At 30.7% G+C, this 22,355-nt stretch carries 23 protein-coding genes; 9 read left to right on the forward strand and 14 right to left on the reverse strand.

Going from position 1 to position 22,355, the window contains the following annotated elements:
* Positions 1–9: 9 nt before the first annotated feature.
* Positions 10–696, forward strand: a complete 687-nt coding sequence (locus tag H0I28_RS11885) for a ComF family protein (protein ID WP_218759244.1) — start codon at positions 10–12, stop codon at positions 694–696.
* Between the two features lie 56 nt (positions 697–752).
* Positions 753–2,375 carry an Ig-like domain-containing protein gene (locus H0I28_RS11890; protein WP_218731701.1) on the forward strand — a complete coding sequence of 541 codons (1,623 nt, stop codon included), beginning with the start codon at positions 753–755 and terminating at the stop codon, positions 2,373–2,375.
* Between the two features lie 46 nt (positions 2,376–2,421).
* On the opposite strand, the gene H0I28_RS11895 is transcribed toward H0I28_RS11890, so the two are convergent.
* Both H0I28_RS11895 and H0I28_RS11900 read right to left on the reverse strand, forming a co-directional pair.
* Positions 2,422–3,570, reverse strand: coding sequence for a cystathionine gamma-synthase (locus tag H0I28_RS11895; protein WP_218754583.1), 1,149 nt, complete (start codon positions 3,568–3,570; stop codon positions 2,422–2,424).
* Between the two features lie 202 nt (positions 3,571–3,772).
* Positions 3,773–4,228, reverse strand: a complete 456-nt coding sequence (locus H0I28_RS11900) for a DinB family protein (RefSeq protein WP_218759245.1) — start codon at positions 4,226–4,228, stop codon at positions 3,773–3,775.
* Between the two features lie 41 nt (positions 4,229–4,269).
* On the opposite strand from H0I28_RS11900, the gene H0I28_RS11905 reads away from it, so the two are divergent.
* Positions 4,270–4,617 carry an arsenate reductase family protein gene (locus H0I28_RS11905; RefSeq protein WP_218759246.1) on the forward strand — a complete coding sequence of 116 codons (348 nt, stop codon included), beginning with the start codon at positions 4,270–4,272 and terminating at the stop codon, positions 4,615–4,617.
* 25 nt (positions 4,618–4,642) lie between these two features.
* Here the strand turns inward: H0I28_RS11905 and H0I28_RS11910 are convergent, their stop codons facing one another.
* The 3 genes from H0I28_RS11910 to H0I28_RS11920 all read right to left on the reverse strand — a co-directional run bounded on the left by H0I28_RS11910 (position 4,643) and on the right by H0I28_RS11920 (position 7,165).
* A complete protein-coding gene (locus H0I28_RS11910; protein WP_218759247.1) occupies positions 4,643–5,119 on the reverse strand; it encodes a DUF4252 domain-containing protein in 477 nt (158 codons plus the stop codon).
* 84 nt (positions 5,120–5,203) lie between these two features.
* Positions 5,204–6,187: a glycosyltransferase family 4 protein gene (locus H0I28_RS11915; RefSeq protein ID WP_218731706.1), complete on the reverse strand. Its 984-nt coding sequence runs from the start codon at positions 6,185–6,187 to the stop codon at positions 5,204–5,206.
* A gap of 93 nt (positions 6,188–6,280) precedes the next feature.
* Positions 6,281–7,165, reverse strand: a complete 885-nt coding sequence (locus tag H0I28_RS11920; RefSeq protein ID WP_218759248.1) for a hypothetical protein — start codon at positions 7,163–7,165, stop codon at positions 6,281–6,283.
* Between the two features lie 100 nt (positions 7,166–7,265).
* Between H0I28_RS11920 and H0I28_RS11925 the strand changes: the two genes are divergently transcribed.
* From H0I28_RS11925 to mscL, 3 genes are read left to right on the forward strand one after another with little or no spacing between them, the layout of a single operon-like run.
* A complete protein-coding gene (locus tag H0I28_RS11925) occupies positions 7,266–7,886 on the forward strand; it encodes a thymidine kinase (RefSeq protein WP_218754589.1) in 621 nt (206 codons plus the stop codon).
* Positions 7,887–8,984 (forward strand): alanine racemase, encoded by a 1,098-nt coding sequence (gene alr, locus H0I28_RS11930; protein ID WP_218759249.1) that lies wholly within the window; start codon positions 7,887–7,889, stop codon positions 8,982–8,984.
* Between the two features lie 51 nt (positions 8,985–9,035).
* Positions 9,036–9,446: a large conductance mechanosensitive channel protein MscL gene (gene mscL / locus H0I28_RS11935; protein ID WP_240915441.1), complete on the forward strand. Its 411-nt coding sequence runs from the start codon at positions 9,036–9,038 to the stop codon at positions 9,444–9,446.
* Between the two features lie 71 nt (positions 9,447–9,517).
* On the opposite strand, the gene truB is transcribed toward mscL, so the two are convergent.
* The 7 genes from truB to H0I28_RS11970 form a co-directional block, all read right to left on the reverse strand.
* Positions 9,518–10,228 (reverse strand): tRNA pseudouridine(55) synthase TruB, encoded by a 711-nt coding sequence (truB, locus tag H0I28_RS11940; RefSeq protein ID WP_218759250.1) that lies wholly within the window; start codon positions 10,226–10,228, stop codon positions 9,518–9,520.
* A 58-nt stretch (positions 10,229–10,286) separates the two neighbouring features.
* Positions 10,287–11,081 carry an undecaprenyl-diphosphate phosphatase gene (locus H0I28_RS11945; RefSeq protein ID WP_218731711.1) on the reverse strand — a complete coding sequence of 265 codons (795 nt, stop codon included), beginning with the start codon at positions 11,079–11,081 and terminating at the stop codon, positions 10,287–10,289.
* A 2-nt stretch (positions 11,082–11,083) separates the two neighbouring features.
* Positions 11,084–11,326 (reverse strand): DUF3098 domain-containing protein, encoded by a 243-nt coding sequence (locus H0I28_RS11950; RefSeq protein ID WP_218731712.1) that lies wholly within the window; start codon positions 11,324–11,326, stop codon positions 11,084–11,086.
* 4 nt (positions 11,327–11,330) lie between these two features.
* Positions 11,331–12,209 (reverse strand): ABC transporter permease, encoded by an 879-nt coding sequence (locus tag H0I28_RS11955; RefSeq protein ID WP_218731713.1) that lies wholly within the window; start codon positions 12,207–12,209, stop codon positions 11,331–11,333.
* 72 nt (positions 12,210–12,281) lie between these two features.
* On the reverse strand, positions 12,282–12,683 hold the full coding sequence (gene mce / locus H0I28_RS11960) for a methylmalonyl-CoA epimerase (protein ID WP_218759251.1): 402 nt from the start codon (positions 12,681–12,683) through the stop codon (positions 12,282–12,284).
* Positions 12,684–12,730: 47 nt separating this feature from the next.
* Positions 12,731–14,155 (reverse strand): DUF5689 domain-containing protein, encoded by a 1,425-nt coding sequence (locus H0I28_RS11965; RefSeq protein WP_218759252.1) that lies wholly within the window; start codon positions 14,153–14,155, stop codon positions 12,731–12,733.
* Positions 14,156–14,174: 19 nt separating this feature from the next.
* Positions 14,175–16,931 (reverse strand): carboxypeptidase-like regulatory domain-containing protein, encoded by a 2,757-nt coding sequence (locus H0I28_RS11970; RefSeq protein ID WP_218759253.1) that lies wholly within the window; start codon positions 16,929–16,931, stop codon positions 14,175–14,177.
* Positions 16,932–17,073: 142 nt separating this feature from the next.
* Between H0I28_RS11970 and H0I28_RS11975 the strand changes: the two genes are divergently transcribed.
* The gene (locus H0I28_RS11975; protein ID WP_218759254.1) at positions 17,074–18,129 is read left to right on the forward strand and encodes an endonuclease/exonuclease/phosphatase family protein; all 1,056 of its coding nucleotides are present in this window, start codon (positions 17,074–17,076) and stop codon (positions 18,127–18,129) included.
* Between the two features lie 432 nt (positions 18,130–18,561).
* Here the strand turns inward: H0I28_RS11975 and H0I28_RS11980 are convergent, their stop codons facing one another.
* Both H0I28_RS11980 and H0I28_RS11985 read right to left on the reverse strand, forming a co-directional pair.
* A complete protein-coding gene (locus tag H0I28_RS11980; RefSeq protein ID WP_218731718.1) occupies positions 18,562–20,085 on the reverse strand; it encodes a ribonuclease E/G in 1,524 nt (507 codons plus the stop codon).
* 293 nt (positions 20,086–20,378) lie between these two features.
* Positions 20,379–20,669: an HU family DNA-binding protein gene (locus tag H0I28_RS11985; RefSeq protein ID WP_036824254.1), complete on the reverse strand. Its 291-nt coding sequence runs from the start codon at positions 20,667–20,669 to the stop codon at positions 20,379–20,381.
* 141 nt (positions 20,670–20,810) lie between these two features.
* On the opposite strand from H0I28_RS11985, the gene mutY reads away from it, so the two are divergent.
* Together mutY and H0I28_RS11995 are read left to right on the forward strand one after the other, a co-directional pair.
* On the forward strand, positions 20,811–21,854 hold the full coding sequence (mutY, locus tag H0I28_RS11990; protein WP_218754595.1) for an A/G-specific adenine glycosylase: 1,044 nt from the start codon (positions 20,811–20,813) through the stop codon (positions 21,852–21,854).
* A gap of 40 nt (positions 21,855–21,894) precedes the next feature.
* Positions 21,895–22,338, forward strand: a complete 444-nt coding sequence (locus H0I28_RS11995) for a single-stranded DNA-binding protein (protein ID WP_218754596.1) — start codon at positions 21,895–21,897, stop codon at positions 22,336–22,338.
* Positions 22,339–22,355 lie beyond the last annotated feature (17 nt).

Below are 22,355 nucleotides of genomic sequence, written 5' to 3' on the forward strand. Positions count from 1 at the left end.
TTTGTAAAAATGCGAATTTTAAAAGACTTATTCAATCTTTTTTACCCCAAATTATGTGCAAATTGCGATAATCAACTCACTAAGAATGAAAATGCAATATGTACATTTTGCAGGCACGACTTACCTTTAACTAATTTTACAAACTATTCTGAAAATAAAATAACTAAAACATTCTATGGAAGAATTACCATAGAAAAAGCATATTCTTTATTATTTTACAGAAAAATAGGGATTACCAAAAAATTAATTCATGAATTAAAATACAAAGGAAATGAAGAAGTAGGTGTGTTTTTCGGAAATTGGCTGGGAGAGATGTTAATAGAAAATAATGAATTTTCTGCTATTGATGTTATTGTTCCAGTTCCGTTGCATCCTAAAAAACGAAGGGAAAGAGGTTATAATCAAGTTTCAAAATTTGGAGAATCCTTAAGTAATCACCTAAATAAAACCTTTGTAGAACATATTTTATTAAGAACTTCCTCCTCAAAAACTCAAACTTTCAAAGCTCGTTTTGAGCGTTTTAATAATAACGATACAAAATTTCAGTTATCTAACATAACAGCCTTAAAAAATAAACACATTTTACTAATTGATGATGTTATTACAACTGGTGCAACCTTAGAAGCTTGTGCAAAAGAGCTGCAAAAAACCGAAGGTGTAAAAATTAGTATTTTAACAATGGCATACACCGAATAAACTTTATGATTTTTAAGTCAAAAATATATTGTTAATTTGTATAAAATTTACTTTTTGTGAGACACTTTTTTAGATTAATTTTTTTTAGCATTTCAATTGTAATTTTAACTAACTGCGCAAGAACAGGAAACCCAGAAGGTGGTCCTAAAGACGAAGACGCCCCTTTGTTCGTGACCTCTAAACCAGCGTATGAAACCATTAATTTTGATGCAAAAGAAATAGAATTAAACTTTAACGAGTATATAAAATTAAAGGACCTAAACAAACAACTAATTGTTTCTCCTCCTTTAAAAACACCTTTATTAGTTACACCACAAAGTACGGCTAGTAAATTTTTAAACATCAAAATACTTGATACTTTACAAGAAAACACTACCTATATTATAAACTTTGGTAATGCTATTGAAGATAATAATGAAGGAAACAAGTTAGAAAGTTTTAAATATGTTTTTTCTACTGGTAAATATATAGACTCACTTTCTACTTCTGGTAAAATTAAAGATGCTTATTTAGACGAAAGTCAAAAAAACATCAATGTTTTATTATATAAAATAGATAGTTCTTTTACAGATTCCATCGTTTTTAAAAAGAAACCAAATTATGTAACAAGTTCTTTAGACACTTCTCTTTTTAACCTTACAAACTTAAAAGAAGGTAAGTATTTAATGGTTGCTTTAAAAGAAACTGTCAACGATTACCTTTTTAATCCAAGGGAAGATAAAATAGGTTTTTTTACAGATACCATAACTTTACCTAGAGATAGTATTATAAAAAAACCAATAATATTATTTAAAGAAACTCAACCTTATTCATTTAAACGTGGTAAAGAAATTACAAGAGGTAAAATTGAATTTGGTTATGAAGGTGTCATAAAAGATCTAAAAGTTCAAATTATTTCTGATACTCCAGAAGACTTTAGAAGTGTTTCTAAGCTAGAAATAGATAAAGACACACTAAATTACTGGTACAAACCTTTTGAAGCGGATTCTTTAAATTTTATAGTTACAAACGATAGATTTATAGATACAGTTACTGTAAATCTTCGGAAGAAAAAAACAGACTCGTTAATTTTAAGTTCTTCTGTAAGTGGAACACTACAACTTAGGGATACTTTTTTTATAAAAGGAAACAACCCGCTTGTAAAAATTGATACGAGCAAGATTACCTTGGTAGATAAAGATACATTATCAGTTCCTTTTGTTAGTATAATTTCTAACATAGAAAATAAAATAGCCTTTATTTTTGATAAAGAACCACAACAGAAATATGCTTTTAAGATGATGCCAGACGCTATTTCTGATATCTTTGAACAAAAAAACGATACTTTAAACTTCAAATTTACTACAAAAGAAATTGAAGATTACGGAAGAATTACCATGGATATTGTAAACGAAACTTCTAATCATTTAATTATTGAACTTTTAGAAGGAAAAAACAAAGACAAACTTATAGAAAGACGCTTTATTACAGGTTCTGGGCAAATACGATACAATCTATTAGAACCAAAAACATATTTTATTAGAGCCATTATTGATGAAAATAAAAACAATAAATGGGACACTGGTAATTACTTGTTAAAACAACAACCGGAAAGCATTATTTATTATCCTCAGGAATTAAAATTACGTGCAAACTACTACTTAGACGGAAATGTCTTTACTGTTAAAAATCCGGAATAAGTTTTAAATTAAAAGCATAAAAAAAAGAGCCAATTGGCTCTTTTTTTTATGCTTTTAAGGCTTGTTCTAAATCAGCAAGTATATCTTCTATATCTTCAATACCTACACTTAAACGAATTAAGGAATTTGTAATTCCCATTCGCTCTTTTTCTGGAGCAGGAATAGAACCATGAGACATGCTAATTGGATGATTAGATAAACTTTCTACGCCGCCTAAAGATTCTGCAAGCGTAAATATTTTAGTGTTTTTTAAAAATGCATATGCTGCTTCTTGTGTCTCCTCTTTTAGTCGGAAAGAAACCATTCCTCCAAAACCATTCATTTGACTTTTTGCTAATTCGTAGTTTGGATGATTTTCTAAACCAGGATAATAAACTTGACTAACTTTTAGATGTTTCTCTAAAAATTTAGCCACTACAATTCCGTTTTCACAATGTCGTTGCATTCTTATATGTAACGTTTTTATACCTCTTAATGCTAAAAAAGAGTCCATTGGTCCAGAAATTGCGCCTGCTGCGTATTGAATAAAATGAATATCTTCTGCCAGCTTTTTATCTTTTACAACCAAAGCGCCCATAATTAAATCGCTATGACCTCCCAAGTATTTTGTGGCAGAATGCATCACAATGTCAGTTCCTAAATCTAAAGGTTGCTGTAAATAAGGTGTTGCAAACGTATTATCTACTCCTATTAAAATAGTAGCATTAATATCTTTTACAGCTGATGAAATTGCTTTTATATCTGCAATTTTCATCAACGGATTTGTTGGTGTTTCTATCCAAACTAGTTTTGTGTTTTCTGTAATTGCATCTGTAATGTTTTTAACATCGTCCATGTTTACAAAAGAAAACTCTAATCCGTATTTTTGAAATAACTTGGTAAACATTCTATAACTTCCACCATATAAATCGTCTCCTGCAATAATTTCATCTCCAGGATTTAATAAACGTAAAACAGCATCTATTGCTGCCAAACCCGATGCAAATGCAAATCCGTGAGTTCCATTTTCTAAAGATGCTAAACTATTTTCTAAGGCAGCCCTTGTTGGGTTTCCTCCTCTAGAATATTCGAATCCTTTGTGTTCCGTAGGACTCGTTTTAGCAAAAGTGGATGTTAAAAAAACTGGAGGCATTACTGCTCCGGTAGTTTCTTCTGGTTTTTGACCTCCGTGAATTGTTTTGGTATTGAATTTCATCTTTAAAAATGTATTGATAATTTTATATTACTATAAGTTAGCAAACTAGTTTAGCCCAGATTGAAGTGGCATCCTTTTTATAGCCTATAAAGAGGAGAATCTATTTTAAGCTATGAGATTGCGAATCTCAAAGAAAAAGTGTGATTCGCAATGACAGCTATAAAAAGATATAACGAAAAGCTGGAAACAGCTTCTAATAAACCTATAAAAATTTCTTGATAGATCTTATAATTCCGTAGTGAATTCCTTCGTGAAAATTGTTAAAAGAAATTGCTGATTCGATAGAATTAAGTACAAAACCGGTGCTTGTTGGGTATTCTGCAAAATTCTCAAAAATACCAGCTTCATAATCTTCTTGTAATGTGTCTGGCAAACCTAAAAGCAACTCTTTAACTTCTTCGAACTCCTCTTCTGTAAAAGTTTTTGTTGGCACCGTTCCTTTTTTATAGTCTTCGATTAACTCATCTGGACATAAACAGTTTAAACCCGCTAACTTGTAGTTTAAAAGTTGTTGTGTAACCACTAAATGTGCCACATTCCAAGCAATATTATTTTTAAAACCAGCTGGTGTAATATGTAGTTGCTCTAAAGTTAAGCCTTCTAATTCTTTTAAAACTAGTGTGCGAGATGTTCTTAAAAGATCGAATTGTATGTTCATTTTTTTGTGTAATTTTGGAGATGTAAATATAATCTATAAAAATGAAGAAAGTCTATTTTTTACAAACTTGTGATACTTGCCGAAGAATTTTAAAAGAGGTAAATACCGATGGTTTTGAACGACAGGAAATTAAAACAAACAACCTTACTGCAGCTCAATTAGAAGAAATGTATGCCATTTCTGGCAGTTATGAAGCACTTTTTAATAAACGTGCAAAGTTGTATAAATCTATAGATTTAAAAAACCAAACGTTGTCTGAGGCTGATTATAGACAGTTTCTTTTGGATGAATACACATTTTTAAAGCGTCCGGTTTTTATAGTTGATGAAGAAATTTTTATTGGAAATAGTAAGAAAGTTGTGGAGGCTTTGAAAGAGAAGATTGGTTAAAACCCTCTCTTTTTACTCTTGTTTTTTAATTTGATGAATACTTTACATCCGAAGAAGAAATCATTGCAGCTAATTCATCGTGTGTAATTTTAGTTTTTACCCCAAACAGCACCATTTTTTCTGAATTGCTGTTTGCTCTAATAATTATTTCTCTGATGTAGTTACCTTTCTCTATAAAAAATAATTCGGCTTTACTTCCGTTTTCTTTTACTCGAGCAAGCGTTTTTAGATTGTTTTTTCTGCCGAATTTTCTAAAATCCTTAGAGAGATTATTGTCTTTATTATCAAAAATCATTAATTTAAAATCGCTCGATTTTCTAATGATGTTCATTAAATCGTCATCGTCTTCATTATCTAAAAATGAACCTGCTAATGAAGCTGATAAATTGATAGAGAACGTAGATTTTTCTTTATTTGAATTGTAGAAATTTTGAAATGCCGCATCTTGTGCAGAAATAGCTGTTATAAAAAGTGTGAATAAAATTGTTGCTAAATGTTTCATGTTAGTAGGTTTTAAATTAAAGACGACCACGAACTACATTTGTTACAATTGCTATTCTTACAGCTTATTTTACAGCATCTAAACCTATGTTGTTTTATAAACTGCCATTAAGTTTTCTGCTTCTTTTTTTGCACTCCAGTTTTTTAGAATTTCTTCTCGTGCTTCTTTTCCTAAAAGAGGAATTTCATTCTTTAATGACTTAGATAAAAGTGTTTCTAATTCTGAGGTAGCCCCTGCTTCAAATAAATAACCATTCTTTTGATTATCTATTAATGAAGAATGGACTCCCACATTTTTAGTTGCAATTACAGAACATCCACAAGACATAGCTTCTGCAGTTACTAAAGAAAATCCTTCCGAAAAACTAGGCACAACAGCAATTTTTGAAGCTTGATAATAAGAAACAATATCTGATGTTTCACCTACAAAATATATTTGATCTGCAATATGATGCTTTTTTGCAATCTTTTTTAATTCCTCTAAAAAAGCAGGTTTATCTATTTTACCAACAATTACCAAAGCCCAATTTTTATGTTCTTTTAAAACCTTAGCTGCTTCTAATAAAACTACTTGCCCTTTTGCTTTACGAACTCTTCCTGCACATAAAATTACATTTTCTTGCTGAATATTTTCTAAAGCGACATCCTTTTTAGGAGAAAACAAATCAACATTTACTCCATGACCAACAATGGTATTTTTTATACCTAAGTTTTCACTCATACTTTCTATGAGTGTTACCACTTTATCGGCTTTTTTTAATAATTTTAAAGTTAATCCAGACGGAGTCGTTTCTGCGTGACGTGTTGCAATTAACTTAAACTTTGCTCCTAAAAAACGTAGAAATAACATTCTCATTATTTCATTATTTCTATGACAATGCACAACAACCTCTCGATCAGAAAAAAGAAGTTTCTTTAATTTTGAAGTCGTAATTTTATCTCCTTCAACATTATAACCATAAACATAAGTCTCATACTCCTTATTAAAAAAAGGTAGCACATTTTCTATACTTCTAGTAACTCCGGTTCTTCGTTTATGAAAATGCGTATGTATTAAAATTGGTTTCAAGAGTTATTCTATTTTCTAGGGTTAATAAAATATAAAGCAGTAAATAATTCTGTTATTCCATTAAATTATTTACTGCTCTAAATTTAAATAGTTTTATGCAAATTTACGCTCTACAATTTCTATAAAACGAGTCTCTAATTCTTGTTGAGAAGACCAGTCGTAATCTGGTTTTACCATTTTATTGATAAATTTTAAAGCTTCCTTTTCTGTTCCGTATGTATTTAATTGAGAAACTACTCTATTAAAATCTTCTTGACTTCCATCAAACAAATTCTTTACAAAGGCAATTCTATCATTTAAACCTATTTGAATATTAGCAGAAAACCTATCATTTAATGATTTTGGTGCAGCAGCAGGAATATCAAATAAAGTAGCCATTTGATCTACAGAAATAGTGTCTTGCAACTCTTCTTCTAAAGACAAAGTCTTACTTTCTTCAATTTTAACTTCTTCCTTTACTTCAACTGGGGCTGGTTCTGCAAATATAATATCTTCTATTTCATCAAAAGGTTGTTCTATAATTTCTTCAACTACAACCTTCACTTCTTCTTTCACATCCTCTTCAATCTCTTCTTCAATTTCCTCTTCGGCATCTTCTTCTGCTTCTTCTATCACTAACTCCTCTGCCAATTCTTCCTCAATTTGGTCTTCAACAGGTAAAGTTACTCCCTCTTCTTCTATTTCATAAAAGGTTACTGTTTCTTCTTCAATATCTTCTTTAACCGGCTCAATATCAACCGCAAAAACTTCTTGTTTTTCTTTTAATGCGATTCCTTTTTCTACATTTTCAATTAATTCCTCTTTTGTTACTTCTAAATTGGGTGTTGTATTTATATATTCTTCTACAAAAGCTAATAAAGATAATTTTTCATAAATTTCTTTCGATTTTTCTTTTAAAGCAAACACATCCTCTTTATTTTTTAATTGCAAAATGCTGTGTGCTAAACTCATTAAATCGGCTTCTAATTTTTTGTGCATAAGTTGTAAGTTGAAGTTATTTTTTACTCGTAAATATTCATAAATTTGTTGAAATTCAAAGTAACATCAAATTTAATATTCTAACGCCTAAAATTACAAAATGTTTCTCGAAAATACAGTAAATCATTCAGAACAATTTGGCTGGATTGAAGTAGTTTGTGGTTCTATGTTCTCTGGTAAAACAGAAGAATTGATTAGAAGATTAAAACGTGCTCAATTTGCAAAACAACGTGTAGAAATCTTCAAACCTGCGGTTGATACACGCTACGATGAAGAAGAAGTAGTTTCTCATAATGATAATAGAATTCGCTCTACACCTGTGCCTGTTGCCTCTAACATTCGCTTATTAGCAACTGATGTTGATGTTGTTGGTATTGATGAAGCTCAGTTTTTTGACGATGAAATTGTTGCCGTTTGTAACGACCTTGCCAACCGAGGTGTTCGAGTAATTGTTGCGGGGTTAGATATGGATTTTAAAGGAAAACCATTTGGTCCAATGCCTGCTTTAATGGCAACTGCAGAATACGTTACAAAAGTACATGCAGTATGCACACATACAGGAAACTTGGCAAATTACAGTTTTAGAAAAACCCAAAATGAGGATTTAGTACTATTAGGAGAAACCCAAGAATATGAGCCTTTAAGTAGAGCTGCATATTACAAGGCACTCCAAAAACAAAAAATGTTAACACAAAAAGATGTTGATTCAACTAAGGAATAAATGAATAACCATGTTACAGTTTTAGAAATTGATGGAGATGCACTATTGCATAACCTAAATTATTTTAAAGGCAAATTACAACCAGAAACAAAAGTTCTAGCGGTTGTTAAAGCTTTTGCCTATGGTAGTGATGCCGTACAAATTGCTAAATTTTTAGAAAATAAGGTAGATTATTTTGCCGTAGCTTATGTTCATGAAGGAATAGCTTTGCGTGAAGCTGGTGTAGAAAGTCCTATTTTAGTTTTACACCCACACATACAAAACTTACAATCTGTTGTAGATTATAGGTTAGAGCCTTGTTTATACAATTTTAAAATTTTTAATGCCTTTTTAAAACTGGCAGATGAAATTCCGTTAATGAATTACCCTGTTCATATAAAGTTTAATACAGGCTTAAATAGATTAGGGTTTTGGCATACAGATATTCCTAATATAATTGCCGAATTAAAGGAAGCAACACACGTAAAAGTAGCTTCTTTATTTTCTCACTTAGCTGCAAGTGAAGATCTAGAAGAACAAGACTTTACCATTAATCAAATAAATAACTTTGCATACATTGCTCAACAATTTTACAAACATTTAGGGTACGAACCAATGCTGCATATTTTAAATACTTCTGGCGTAATAAACTACCCAAAAGCACAATTTAATATGGTTAGAATTGGTATTGGCTTGTATGGTTTTGGTAACGATGAAAAAGAAACGGCTCAACTTAAAAATACACATAATTTAAAATCTATTATTTCTCAAATTCATATTATAGAACCAGGAGAAACAGTAGGATACAACAGGGCTTATACAGCCAAAAGACAAAGCAAAACGGCAACCATACCAATTGGTCATGCAGATGGTTTGTCTAGAAGGTTGGGGAACAAAAAGGGCTATGTTATTATCAAGAATCAAAAAGCACACATTATTGGTAATGTTTGTATGGACATGATTATGGTAGATATTACTAAAATTGATTGTACTGAAGGTGATGAAGTAATCATCTTTAATAATCAAGAAATGATACAACATATTGCTGATGTTTCTGAAACGATACCTTACGAAACTTTAACAGCAATCTCACAGCGTGTTAATAAAATGTTAAAGTGATGATTATTTTTATTACTTTTGTATTCTAACAAATAATAAAAATAATAAAAAATGGGAATGCTTAAAGAGTTTAAAGACTTTGCAATGAAGGGAAACCTTATTGATATTGCAGTAGGTTTTGTAATGGGTGCAGCTTTTAAACAAGTTGTAACTTCTTTTACAGGAGGAATTGTTTCTCCACTAATTGGATTAATATTTAATACTGATTTAAAAGATTTGAAATGGATCGCTAAAGAGGGTGTTGTAGATGACGCTGGAAAAGTTGTTGGTGAAGTAGCTGTTTTATACGGAGATTTCTTAACAAACGTTATAGATTTTATAATTGTTGCTTTTGTAATGTTTATGATTGTAAAAGGTATTAACTCAACTAAAAAGAAAGAAGAACCAGCTCCAGCAGCTCCTGCAGGACCAAGTCAAGAAGACTTATTAGCAGAAATTAGAGATTTATTAGCTAAAAAATAAGTTTCTACACTTCTATATAAAACAAAAACCCAAGCAAATGCTTGGGTTTTTTATATAAAATATTTTAACTATTAAGATTCTACAGTGTCATCTTGTATATCTTTAATAAATTGCTCTACAGAAACTCCATTCTCAACAGCAAAATCACCAATTTTAGTTCTTCTTAATGCTGATAAATGTGCGCCTGAATTTAAAGCCAATCCAAAATCGTACGCTAATGAACGAATGTAAGTACCTTTACTACAAACCACTCTAAATTCTACTTCTGGTAAATCTATTTTTGTGATTTCGAATTCTGTTATGCTTACAGTTCTTGCATTAATTTCTGTAGTTTCACCCTTTCGAGCTAACTCGTATAAACGTTTACCATCTTTCTTAATTGCAGAAAAAATAGGTGGTTTTTGTTGAATATCCCCAATAAATTGCTTGGTAGTTTCATGTAACAATTCTTCTGTTATATGATCTGTTGGATAGGTTTTATCAACCTCAGTTTCTAAATCGTAACTTGGTGTGGTTGCACCAACTGTAAATGTACCTGTATATTCTTTTTCTTGTCCTTGGTAAACATGTATTTCTTTTGTCTGCTTACCTGTACAAATAATTAATAAACCTGTAGCAAGCGGATCTAAAGTACCTGCATGACCAACTTTAATTTTCTTAATATTAAAGCGTTGTCTAATTTCCCAACGAAGTTTGTTAACTACTTGAAAAGAAGTCCAATTTAAAGGTTTGTCTATTAACAAGACTTGACCGTTTTTATACTCTTCTGCTGTTTTTATCATTTTGAAGAAAACTTATTATGATGAAGTCTCTGCTTTCACAGAAATAATCAGACTAAAATTAATTTAAAAGAGCGTAACCAATAGCAACAAAACCAACAATAGCACAGTATAATGAGAAGTAAGATAACTTACTTTTTTTAACCAAGGCAATCATCCATTTACAGGCTAATAAACCTGATAAAAAAGCAGCTACAAAACCAATTGAAATAGGCAACATTTCTGAAGATTGAAAACTTAAATCTCCACCTAATAAATCTTTACCTATTTTACCAAAAATTAATGGAACCACCATTAAGAAAGAAAAACGGGCTGCTTTTGTTCTATCAATACCTAATAAAACAGAGGTAGAAATTGTTGCTCCAGATCTAGAAATACCTGGCAACATTGCAATTGCTTGAGAAATTCCAATTATTAATGAATTAGAAAATGTTACTTCTTTATTCGTGTTTTTTGCTTTATCTGCTAATAATAAAAGTACAGCAGTTACTAACAACATAACCCCTACTAATAGAATTTTTCCTCCAAAAAAAGACTCTAATTGTTCTTCAAAAAGTAAACCAACAGCAACAGCTGGAATCATTGAAAGAATTATTTTTAAAGAAAACTTAGATTCATCATTCCATTTAAACTGAAACAACCCTTTAAAAATTTCTGCTACTTCTTTTCTAAAAATAACCAAAGTACTTAGTGCTGTAGCAAAGTGTAAAACCACTGTAAAAGTTAAACTTTCTTCCGGCACAGAAGTATCTCCTAAAATTACCTTAGCCAATTCTAAATGACCACTTGAAGAAACTGGTAAAAACTCTGTTAATCCTTGTATTACACCTAAGATTATTGCTTCTAATATATCCATTATTATTTTTTTGGATTTGCTAAAATAGCATAAATTTCAATTCCTAAACCAATAATTACTAAAGTTGGAGCTAAACGAATACGCTGCCAATTATAGATTTCTTCATTAAAAACCTCAGGATTATCACTTCCGCCACCTGACATAAATATAAAACCCATTGCAATAACGATGAGTCCAATAATCATGAAAGTATAATTTCTTTTACCAAATAAAAATACTGGTTGTTCTGTGTTTTCGTTTGCCATTATATTAATAATAAAGTTCGTCTGTTTGTAAGTTTAAAAAACGTTGTGTTGCAAAATAAGTACTAATCCACGTAATTAAAAAAGCTGATATTAAAACACCTCCAACTAAATATCCTAGCGTAACATAATCTTTAACCAAATGTAAACTAGGTGCTAGCTGATCTGCATAATAAATAATAACTCCTAAAGCAACTAGGGCTAGAAGGGCTCCAAAAATACCCAATTTAATACTTTGCCAAATAAAAGGTCTTCTTATAAAGCCTTTTGTTGCACCAACCATTTGCATGGTTTTAATATTAAATCGCTTAGAATATATAGATAACCTAATAGAACTATTAATTAATATCATTGCTATTAAACCAAAGAAACCACAAACAACCAATAGCCAAAAGCTAATTCGTTTTATGTTTTTGGTTAATAAGTTAATTAAAGGTTTATCATAAGAAACATCAGAAACAAAAGCATTTTTGAGAAAACGTGTTTCTAATTCTTGCATTTTTTCAGGTGTTACATAATCTGCTTTTAAGTAGATATCTATTCCGTTTTTTAACGGATTTTCACCTAAAAATTCTAGAAAGTCTTCACCAATTTCTTCGCTATAGATTTTTGCAGCTTTTTCTTTACTCGTATAAATAATTGTTCTTGTAAATTCTTCTTCTAATAAAGAATCTTTAAAACTGTTTCTATTTTTAGTAGAAACATTATCTTTTAAGAACAAAGTTATCGCTACTTTTTCTTTTACTTTATTGGCAACAAAGGTAGATTTTAACAAAACTAACCCTAAAATACCGACCATAAAAAGTACTAAGGCTATACTTACTACTACTGATAAGTAAGAAGATAGCAGTCGTCGTTTTTGATAAGCATCAAATTTAGAAGACATATTATAGAATTTTTTTAAGCCTGCAAGATAATAATTAGAATGCAGTTACCGTAACTGTTAGCAGTATTTTAACTAATCTATTTCTTGACACAACTCAATAAGAACCCCATTGGTAGATTTTGGATGCAAAAAAGCAACTAATTTATTGTCTGCTCCTTTTTTGGGCTCTTTATTTAAAACAATAAAACCTTCATTTTCGAGTCTTTTTATCTCTGCTTTAATATCTGAAACCGCAAAAGCAATATGGTGAATTCCTTCGCCTTTCTTTTCTATAAACTTAGCAATTGGACTTTCTGAATTTGTAGCTTCTAATAATTCTATTTTATTAGGTCCTGATTGAAAAAAAGAAGTTTTAACTCCTTCGGATTTTACTTCTTCTGTTTTATAATGTGGTTTTCCAAACAAAGAAGCATACAACGCATTCGATTTTTCTAAATCCTTTACAGCAATACCAATGTGTTCTATTTTATCCATAATGTAAAAATAAGAAAACTTCTTAATTTTCTAAATCAAAAAACACATCATTCTTTTGCATTTATTATTACATTATCCAACTCATAAGTTCCGTTAAAGTTTACATTTCCGTTACCTGTATATTTAAAAGCGATAAAGGCAGTACCCGAATAATTTGATAAATCGATATAAGTAGAATGCACCCAATTTTTATAATTCTCTCCATCAGAAACAATTTTCGCAGGTAAGACTGTCCAAGTTGCAGTATTTATATTGTTTTCGTTTCCATTAAAATCTGTAGAAATTAAAACTTGTAACTCACTTCCATTTCCGAAACTATTGGAAGTTTCAAAAGATAAAAACTCTTGAGATGTAGTGTCTAAGTTAATACTTGAGGTAATTAACCAAGTAATAGTACTTTCATCTCCAGAATTGATAGAATTAACTCTAGCTGCATTACTTTGCGCATAAGTATCTGTGTAAGACCTCCATGATTTCGTCCCTTCTTCTCTAAAGTTAATCCAATTTAAAACATCAATATCTCCAGACTCATTATCAAAATTTTCTGATAATAAAATTATCGAATACTCTTCTGCAGGTAACGGCGTACACCTTTCATCAATCATAGTAACATCGTTGGTATCATTTAAAACAAGTACCATTAAATCCCCTCCAAAATCTTTAGAAACGACCGCGTTTATAGTACCTGCTTTTTCAGGCAAAGTTTCGTTTGAAAAACGAGAAAAAGAACTCGTTTCTACTAATAATTCATCATACCCCAGCCCTAAGCAAGTTTGAATTTTACGTTGTGTATCAAAATCCTCTATGGAATCTACATAAGATTTCCCCGCTAATTTAGCATCAAAAAAAACGTTTTCTAGCGTGATAAAAGTTCCAATATGAGAAGCATTAATTCCTCCAAAATCAATCAATTTTGGCACAATTTCTTCTGTAATTTCCGTTCTATAAATATGATTAGGAATTTGATTTGATGTAACATTTTCAATTTCAGTAAGATCTGTGGTACTAATTTTTCCACCAATAGTAATATTACCATCTCCAGAATTTGTTTCGCCAACGTACAAACCCTTTAAACGGATGTAAACCTCTCTACCAATATTAAACTTATTATAACTATTACTTAAATTCAAGGCAACTTTTATACCAGCTATTGGATTTTCTGGAGCATCTTGCATGTAAAATTCTTTATAGAAATTACCTGACTTATCTGATGAAATAACATAGCCTTTAACTACTATATCGGAAACAATTTCTAAAGGATCATTACCAATTATATACAATTCCTTTAGTTGTTTTATGGTTTTTAATTGAAGAGCGCCAGAAGAAATACTGTCTATAATTTTATTAACAGCTTCATTTTCTTCATTCCCTAAACTTTCTGGTACTGTAAAATCTGCATCTTCTACACAACTCAATAACAAGACGTTTGTTACAAGTATCAATACAACTGTGATTATTTTATTCTTTTTCATCTTTACGTTTTTCTTTTTCTTAAAATGACACACTTACATTCATAAAATAAGTTGCACCTCTACCATACCAATATTTATTTCCAAAAACAGGTTTATCTAGAGACTTATCTTCTAATAATTGTCTGTAATTAGCATTTCTTCCTTGTTCAAATCCGCCAGATTTGTATGTTTTATTCAATAAATTATTTACCGTTGCAAAAACACTAATGTAATAACCGTTAATCAGAAAAGATTTACCACCGACTAAGTTTACGACAGAATAACTATCGAATTTCTCTTGCTTTAAAAGTCCTTGAGCTATTTCGGTATCATATTCTAAAAAGGGCAATCCATCATCATCTAAATAAAAATTTTGAGACCTATTTAAAGGCGAAATATCTATAAATGTGTTGCTAAAAAAGTTAAGTGTTGCTCCTCCCCACCAATAAGATGGATCTCTATATTCAAACCCCACGGAATATGCATTTTGAGGTCCGGCAGCTAATTTGTAATTCTTAAGATTTGTAGTCCCAAAATCTTTAAATCCGTTTACAAAACCAGCTACTAAAGACTCATTATCTGCTTCTGTTGTTAAGTATAAATTCGGATTATTATCATACGTAAACTGACCAATAGCAGCGGCTCCTTTTAAATTTAAGCTAGCTGTAACTTGAGCTTCCAACCCCAATTCTAAACCCATATGTTTTTTACTAATTCCGCTTAAAATTTCTTGTACAAAAGCAGTATTATCCCCTCCAACACCATCCGCAAAATAAAAAGAAATCTCTGTAGCATCTTTTACTGATGTATAATACGCGGTAAATTTTGATGTGATAATTGGACTTCTATATACGTAGCTAACATCTGTAGAAAGCGTTTTTTCACTTTGTAAATCTAAAACCACATTGTTATTTTCTCTAGAATTAGAAAAAGTGTTTCTAGTGGTAGGTGCAGTGGTTATATATGCCGCATTTATATCTACTAAATGACGACCGGTAATTTTATATGTTACTCCTGTTTTAAAACCATAATTCATGAATTTTTGTGCTTCAGACATTCCTAAAGAATTCTCAGAAAAACTACCATTTTTATACAACCCCTCTCGTTGATGTGTTGTATTAGAAACTTTTAAGGCTGCATAAAAATCCGTTTTATTGTATCTAAATTGAGTTTGTGTAAAAGCAGAAATAATAGTAGAATTTAAATTGAAATTATATTTAAAGTCATCTCCTTCTCTTACTATTCTATTCGGATTTAAAAGATCGTTTTGTTTCTCTTCTTCGGTTGCGCCAAAAGGATCGATATCTAAATATGCATCACCGCCCAACAAATCTATAACAGATGCAAAATTATGAGAATTCAAACGCCTATACTCTATTTTTCCGTTGATAGAAATATGATCATTTACTTCTGTATTTAGAATAGTATTTATAGTAAATTGTTTGTCATCATTTCTGTCTTCATACAAAACATAGGCATTTTCTAAACCTGAATTATTATTGGTTTTATTCGCGTCAAAAACCCGATTCCAATTTATCTGTCCGTCGTTTACAAAATTATTTTCAGCATCATACGCACCTTCAAAATCATCATATCTTAAAAAATAACTTGGTAAATTTTGATAATAAGCAGCACTTGGGTTAGCACCTCCATTGTAATCAATTCTACTATTACCAATCTTCCCAAATTGATACGACACATTAGTATTTATAGCAGTCTTTTCAGAAATATTCCAATAATGGTTTAACATTAAAATAGGCTCGCTAACTTCTTTAATTCTAGAATTTACCTTCTTCCCATTTAAAAAACCCCAATAATCATTATATTTTATGCCTTTTAAATCAAATACTTCTTGTGTGTTTGGTGATGCTTTCCCTCTTCTATTTGGCGTAAAAATCCCTGTAAAATTAATACTACTTTTATCATTTAACTTTTTTTCTATGGATGTAAAAAAAGCATATGCATTGTAAGAAGTAGCGTCATTATAACCTTCAGTTCCTATCCTTCTACTTCCAGAAAATGTAAAAGCCAAATTATTTTTTAACATTCCGGTAGAATACGTCGCCATGATTCTATGCTGATAACTTCGGTTAGAGGAAGAATAAGAAACACGTATTCCAGGTCTTTGTTCCGATGCTCTTGTATTCATATTTGTAGCCCCTAAAAGCCCTCCAAAAGTAACATCTGAAGGTGTTAATCCGTTTCTAAACTCCTGATTTCTTAACACATCATTCAACCCACCCCAATTTCCCCATTGTGCTCTACCATCATAGATTTTATTCATTTCAATGCCGTTAATAAGCACTTTACCATTTCCTGAATCCAATCCCTTAATCTTAAAAAAGGAAGAACTAAATTCATAAGCAGCGGTTCTAAGAAAAATATCTTTTGACGCTTTTAGTAGTCCAGAAATATTATCTGCAGAGCTAGCATCATCATTTAACTCATCATCTGTAAGTGTAATTAAACTTAAATCTTGATTTTCTATAACTATTTTAAATAAAAAGATACTTCCTAAGTCTAAAACATTTTCCGAGAGTTCGATGGGGATATTTTGAGTTTCATACCCAACCAATGTTAACTCTAAAATAGCTTTTCTCCTTTGAAAATTCTTAAATACAAAACTACCATTTAAGTCCGTAGTTTGATTTTTAGACGTATTTCTAATTTTAACTAAAACACCTTTAAGCGGTTTCTTAGAATTGTTCTCCAAAATAATTCCCTTCACTACACCCTGCCCATTAACCTCTAAAAACGAAGCTAACAGCAAGCATGTTACCATAACAATTTTTTTCATAAATCATAAGTTGAACTCTAAATTTTCTTTTTCCTTTGCTCTTAAAGTTAACGAAAAAAAAATAAAGCTTTGAATTTCAATCTATCTTAACTAATAAAATAACTTTAGTTTATTACTTTTACTACTTTATAAAAACACTAAAATGAATAAGAAAATATTTTTTATTTTTATTTTTTCGCTAACGATTACGGTATGTAATTCTCAGAAAAACGGAAAAAAATATAATATTAGAACCATTGCTTTTTACAATCTAGAAAACTTATTTGACACAATTAACGACGTAAATAAGAATGACGAAGCAAGCCCAATTATGGAGTTAAAATCGAATAGATCTAAGGTTTATTGGGATAAAATTGAAAAACTAAGTAGTACAATTGCTCAAATTGGAGAAGATAAAACAAAAACAAGTCCTGCTATTATTGGTGTTTCTGAAGTAGAGAATTTAAATGTACTAGAAGATTTAATTAAATCAAAGCACTTAGTAAAGAATGATTACGGAATTATACATTACGATTCTCCTGACAAAAGAGGAATAGACGTTGCCTTATTGTATCAGAAAAAATATTTTAACCCCATTCATCATGAAGTGTTTAACCCCAAAATATTTAAAGATAATTACCCTATTTACACGAGAGACCAATTATTAGTTTCTGGTTATTTAGATGATGAATTTATACATATTATTGTAAACCATTGGCCGTCTAGAAGAGGTGGAGAAGCTGCAAGTAGACCCAATAGAGAAAAAGCTGCCTACAAGAATACTAAGATTATAGAACAAGTTAGAGCACAAGATGCCAATGCTAAAATATTAATTATGGGAGATTTTAATGATGACCCTAATAATTCTAGTTTTAAAAATGTGCTAAAGACTAAAAGTAGAAAGAAAGAAGTAGCAGAAGGTGATTTATATAACCCTTATGAAGACATGTTTCGTAGAGGGTTTAACACCCTAAAATATAGAGATAAAATAAATTTATTTGATATGATTTTCTTTACGTCTCCTCTATTAGATAAAGGTGAAAAAGATTTTTCTTCTTACAAGATGTACAAAGCAATGATTTTTAACAAACGCTTTCTAACGACTAAAAAGGGAAAATATAAAGGGTATCCTTTTAGAAGTTTTTCTAGCGGAAACTATACTGGTGGTTATTCTGATCATTACCCAGTCTATTTGTATTTGATTAAAGAAGCTAAATAGTATTGAAAATCACAAAGTCTTCTTAGTGTTAAGTTTGTCATTTCGAAATGAGCTTTTTTTTGCGATTTAGAAATCTCATGAAGTTGATTAGTTTTGCTTTAGCTTCTTTATGAGATTTCTTCCTAGCGTAGAAATAACAAGTTTTGTGACTAAGTTTTGCGTTATCAATGTTATACAACTTCTCAATGATTAGAAGTAACTCTATGGTGTTTTTTTAAAAACTACTCTATCTAGTTCTCTATATGCGTTAAGGATAGAGCGATTGTTTAAGCTCTTTTTTGTTTTTTACAAAAAAAGCGAGTGCGAAAGCCTGCCCCTTGTGGTAACGCCCAAGGAATTAACAGAACCTTATAAAAACACAAAACCCCGAAACATAGAAGTTTCGGGGTTTTTTGATAAAAAATTATTGCCTTTATAATATAATCCTTAAAACTATTTAGTTTTAAATTTATAATATAAGTATGTGTAAGCGTCACGAGGTATAATTGTAATCCACTTTTTGTGTTTTAAATACCATTTAAAACGTATAGAATTCACTCCTTTTGTTAGATAAGATGCAATAAAAGGGTGTACATTTAACTGTACTTTTCCTGCTTTAGAGGTTGACATAAATTTCTCTAAATCTGCTTCTATTTTGTCTAACAAAACAATAGGTGCTTCTACTTCTCCATTTATATTTGGGTTGGCTTCGGTAGTTTTTATACTTAACTCTGGTCTTACCCTTTGTCTTGTAATTTGTACCAATCCAAACTTACTTGGAGGTAATATTTTGTGCTTTGTTCTATCTAAAGCCATTTGATCTTTCAAGTGCTGAAACAGTTTATTTCTGTTTTCTGCTTTGTGCATATCAATAAAATCTACAACTATAATACCTCCCATATCACGCAGTTGTAACTGTCGTGCTATTTCGGTAGCTGAAATTAAATTTACTTCTAGTGCAGTATCTTCTTGAGAACCAGCTTTATTAGAACGGTTTCCGCTATTTACATCAATAACGTGCAATGCTTCTGTGTGCTCTATAACTAAATAGGCACCTTTACTCATAGAAACTGTTTTTCCAAATGATGTTTTAATTTGTCTTTCTATTCCGTATTTTTCAAAAATAGGAGTTTCAGATCTGTGTAATTTTACAATTTTTTCCTTTTCGGGATAAATTTCATGTAAATACTCTTTTATTTCTTCTTTCAAAGTTTCATCATTTGTTACAATACTAGTAAAAGAATCATTCATAACATCTCTTAAAATAGACGATGCTCTGTTTAACTCGCTTAAGATTTTTGTTGGCGTGTTTGTATTTGGTATACTTTTACACATTTTTACCCAACGTTCTAATGAGTTTTGCAAATCTTTGTCTAGTTCTGCAACTTTTTTGCCCTCGGCAACAGTTCTTAAAATAACACCAAACCCTTTAGGCTTAATGCTTTTTGCTAATCTTTTTAAACGTTCTTTTTCTTTTGGGTCTGCTATTTTTTGAGAAACAGAAACTCGGTTAGAAAAAGGAACTAAAACCAAATATCTACCTGCTATAGACAACTCAGAACTTAATCTTGGTCCTTTTGTAGAAATTGGTTCTTTTACTATTTGTACTAATAGGTTTTGCCCTGTTTTTAGTACTTGGTTAATACTACCGTCTTTGTTAATGTCTTCCTCTTTTTGGAAGTTCTTTAAAGTGAATTCTTTATACTTACCTGTGCTTACTTTCTTAATGAACGAATTTAATGAGTTTACTTGCGCACCTAAATCATGATAATGTAAAAACCCATCTTTTGGGTATCCTACATTTACAAAGGCTGCATTTAAACCAGTTAAAACTTTTCCTATTTTGGCTAAAAATATATCGCCAACCGAGAATTTGTTATCACTAGTTTCATTATTTAATTCAATAAGTTTTCCATCTCTTAATAAGGCAAAATCAATATCAGATGAATTTGAACGAATTATTAATTCTGTTTTCATGCTGAAATGGTTTTAACTCTACACATAATTGTGCAGATGGGATTAATATTGTCAGGTATTTTGTAATACCGTGTGAGATTGTATAATCTCTTATGTCAATGAACTTTTTTGTTTTTCGCTTACAATAAACGAAAAAGTAAGCGGATGCTTACTTTTTCTTCTTGTGTCTATTTGCTCTTGCTCTTTTCTTTCTCTTGTGTGTAGAGATCTTAGCTCTTTTTCTTTTTTTACCGCTTGGCATAATGTTTAGAATTTTTAAACCCGTTAAGATTTAGATTAATATTGTGTGTTTGTTACTTTACTACTACTTTACTTTTCACTCCTTCAGTAAAAGTTTTTGCCGGTTTAAAGGCTGGAATATTGTGTGCTGGAATCTTAATTGTAGTATTCTTAGAAATATTTCTACCAGTCTTTTCTGCTCTTGTTTTGATAATAAAACTACCAAAACCTCTCAAATAAACGTTGTCGCCATTTTCTAATGCATCTTTCACTTCAGTCATGAATGCTTCTACAGTTGCTAATACATCTGTTTTTTCGATTCCTGATTTATCTGAAATTTTTGATACTATATCTGCTTTCGTCATGTCTCTATATTTACTATATTTTTATTAATTTACTTTCAAAAATGCGGATGCAAATATATGATAATTAATCAACTCCAAAAATAATAACACTTAAATTTATGTGAATTTTATAATGTAATATTGCAAACCTATTTTTAAGCAATGACATTTTCTAACACATTAATTTACTGGTACTTACAAAACAACCGAGATCTACCCTGGCGAAAAACCAAAAACCCATATTTTATTTGGTTGTCAGAAATCATGTTACAACAAACAAGAGTTGCCCAAGGTTTGTCCTATTATCAAAAATTTACCACAGATTTTCCAACTGTTTTTAACCTCGCAAAAGCGGATGAAAGTACCGTTTTAAAAATGTGGCAAGGTCTAGGGTATTATTCTAGAGCAAGGAACTTACATTTTTCTGCAAAACAAATTGCAAACGAACTTAATGGCGAATTCCCCACCACATATAAAGAGATTATAAAACTAAAAGGAATTGGAGATTATACTGCCTCTGCAATTGCCTCTATTTGCTTTAACGAACCAACTGCAGTTGTAGATGGTAACGTTTACAGAGTACTTTCTCGTTATTATGGTATAAATACACCTATTAACTCATCCGCAGGAATTAAAGAGTTTAAAACATTAGCGCAATCATTAATTGACGAAACGCAACCAGGAACCTATAACCAAGCCATTATGGATTTTGGCGCATTACACTGCAAGCCTCAAAACCCGCTATGCGAAACTTGTCCTTTTTCTGATAGTTGTGTGGCATTAGAAAAAAAGTTAACCAAAGAACTTCCTGTAAAAGAGAAGAAAATAAAGGTAAGAAAAAGATACTTTAATTTTCTTGTGATAAAAACAGATAACAACACAACTATTTTATCAGAAAGAAAAGGAAAAGGAATCTGGCAAGGTTTATACCAATTTCCATTAATAGAAAGTGATAAAATCATTAATAAGGAAGAATTAGTTTCATCAGAAGAATTTATCAATTTATTTCCTTTAGAAACCACTATTTCACTTTTTAACCCAAAAGAGGTTGTACATAAATTATCTCATCAACATTTATATACCCAATTCTGGATTGTAGAAACTGCAAATACTGCCGAAACAACGATAAAGTGGAATGAAATTGAAAAATATCCTGTCCCCATTTTAATTGCAAATTTTTTAGAAGCTTTTCAAGCTAAAAAGTAATTGATATTTTTAGTACTTTTGTATTTAAAACTTACAAGCTATGGCTGCAGGAACAATAAACAAAGTAATTTTAATTGGTAATTTAGGTGACGATGTTAAAATGCACTATTTTGATGATCAAAATTGTGTTGGTAGATTTCCAATAGCAACCAGTGAAAGCTACACAAACAAACAGAACGGAGAAAAAGTTACCTCTACCGATTGGCATAATCTTGTTGTAAGAAACGGACTGGCAAAAGTGTGTGAAAAGTATTTATCTAAAGGAGATAAAGTATATATAGAAGGAAAATTAAGAAATCGCCAATGGGAACAAGATGGAGTGAAACGTTACGCTACAGAAGTTCATGTAAATGAAATGACCATGCTTTCTACCAAGAAAAATGCTGATAATTCAACTCCTGTTGCACCACAACAAGAATCTAAAGCTTCTGCTCCAGCCCCAAAAACTGAAACCCCAGAAGAAGACGATGATTTACCATTTTAATTAATCTAACTTATAAC

The organism is Polaribacter sp. AHE13PA (genome assembly GCF_019278505.1).
GTDB lineage: Bacteria > Bacteroidota > Bacteroidia > Flavobacteriales > Flavobacteriaceae > Polaribacter.